This window comes from Marinobacterium profundum, assembly GCF_001528745.1.
In the GTDB taxonomy this organism is placed as follows: domain Bacteria; phylum Pseudomonadota; class Gammaproteobacteria; order Pseudomonadales; family Balneatricaceae; genus Marinobacterium_A; species Marinobacterium_A profundum.
Window position 1 is genome coordinate 1 of record NZ_BCNS01000041.1, and the last position, 1,831, is coordinate 1,831.

2 protein-coding genes are annotated in these 1,831 nt (G+C 59.0%); one reads left to right on the top strand and one right to left on the bottom strand.

The window, feature by feature from the left end; genetic code table 11:
* Positions 1-50 precede the first annotated feature (50 nt).
* On the bottom strand, positions 51-512 hold the full coding sequence (locus MPRO_RS02650) for a tetratricopeptide repeat protein (RefSeq protein ID WP_067286613.1): 462 nt from the start codon (positions 510-512) through the stop codon (positions 51-53).
* 141 nt (positions 513-653) lie between these two features.
* Between MPRO_RS02650 and cysK the strand changes: the two genes are divergently transcribed.
* Complete coding sequence (cysK, locus tag MPRO_RS02655) at positions 654-1,622, top strand: cysteine synthase A (RefSeq protein WP_067286609.1); 969 nt, start codon at positions 654-656, stop codon at positions 1,620-1,622.
* Positions 1,623-1,831 lie beyond the last annotated feature (209 nt).

A 1,831-nucleotide genomic window follows, 5' to 3' on the forward strand; every position in this document is an offset into this window, starting at 1 on the left:
GCTAGGAGCTAGGAGCTAGGGGCGAGACGACATGGCCGCCCCTGTTCCGATCAAAGGCTCGGTTCCCAGCGCTTTGCCGCATGAGGATCGGCGCTCTGCCCCAGTTCGCCCTTGCGGTAGACATCCGCCAGACGGCGCACGGCCAACGGGTGCTGCTGCTCCGCCGCCAGGCGATAATAGTGCAGCGACTTGGCAAGATCCGGCGGAAAATGGTGTTCGAAACCCTGCTCGAAGATGCGCCCCATCTGATAGCAGGCCTTGCTGTCGCCCTTGTCGGCGGCCTGCTGCAGGTAGATCGCGCCCTGGATACGATTGGCAATACCATCACCACGAAAGTGCAGCAGATGCCCATAGACCGACAGCGCACGGCAATGGCCATGATCCGCCGCCAGCCGAAACAACTCCATGGCCAGCCGATGCCGACGACGCGACGACTTCAGCCAGCGCATTCTGAAGATCCCATAGGCCAGCCAGAATACCAGGGGGGACAGGGCTCTCATCAACAAGCGCATGCTTTTTCTCTCTTCCATCATTGAAACTGAAGGCAATCCTGCCTTGTTCTCACATCACGGCGGCGGAGCCTTTCACAAAGCGCCGGGGTTCGCTATAACTGTGCTACGGATTTTACCACCACGCTCAACACAAGGATCACCATGAAGATATATGAGGACAACTCTTTATCCATTGGCAATACACCGCTGGTACACCTCAAGCAGCTGGCACCTAACGCCAAGTTGTACGCCAAGATAGAGTCGCGCAACCCGGCTGGCTCCGTAAAATGCCGCATTGGCGCCAGCATGGTGTGGGCTGCGGAAAAGTCCGGCCAGCTCAAGCCCGGCATGACGCTGGTGGAACCCACCAGCGGCAACACCGGCATTGCCCTGGCCTATGTTGCTGCGGCACGCGGCTACAAGCTGGTGCTGACCATGCCCTCTTCCATGAGCATCGAGCGCCGCAAGCTGATGAAAGCTCTGGGCGCCGAGATCGTACTGACGGAACCGGCCAAGGGCATGAAAGGCGCCATCGCCAAGGCCGCCGAACTGGTGGAAAGCAATCCTTCAACCCACCTGATGCTGCAACAGTTTGAAAACCCGGCCAACCCGCAGATTCACGAAAAAACCACAGGCCCCGAAATCTGGCAGGATACCGATGGCCTGGTGGATGTACTGGTGGCGGGCGTGGGTACCGGCGGTACCATTACCGGCGTATCGCGCTACATCAAGCAGACCCAGGGCAAGGCCATTACCAGTGTGGCAGTAGAACCGGTGGACTCACCCATTATCAGCCAGACGCTGGCGGGCGACGAGCTCAAGCCCTCACCGCACAAGATTCAGGGCATTGGCGCAGGTTTCGTACCGGGCAACCTCGACCTGGCACTGATCGACCGGGTCGAACAGGTCAGCAATGACGATGCCATCGCCATCGCCCGGGAACTGATGGAAAAGGAAGGCATTCTGGCAGGAATTTCCTGTGGTGCTGCGGTCTGTGCAGCACTGCGCATTGCCAATGATCCGGCCTTTGCGGGCCAGCATATAGTCGTGATTCTGCCGGACTCGGGCGAGCGTTACCTGTCGACCGCGCTCTTTGAAGGCATGTTCAGCGACAACGAACTGGTGCAGTAAAAAAACGCCAGGGCAAAAAACCTGGCATTGCAGCGGCGGGCATAGCGCCGAACCGCCGCACGACGGAACGCCGTCCGGAACAATTCGCTTGGGTAAACGGTGCGATTCGCTTCGCTCATCAGCACAAAAGCCGTCAGTTCCAGACTTGGAGATCGCACCAATATGGCAGAACGGCTCTTGCTTCCCCTTTATGACGCCGGCGAGCACTG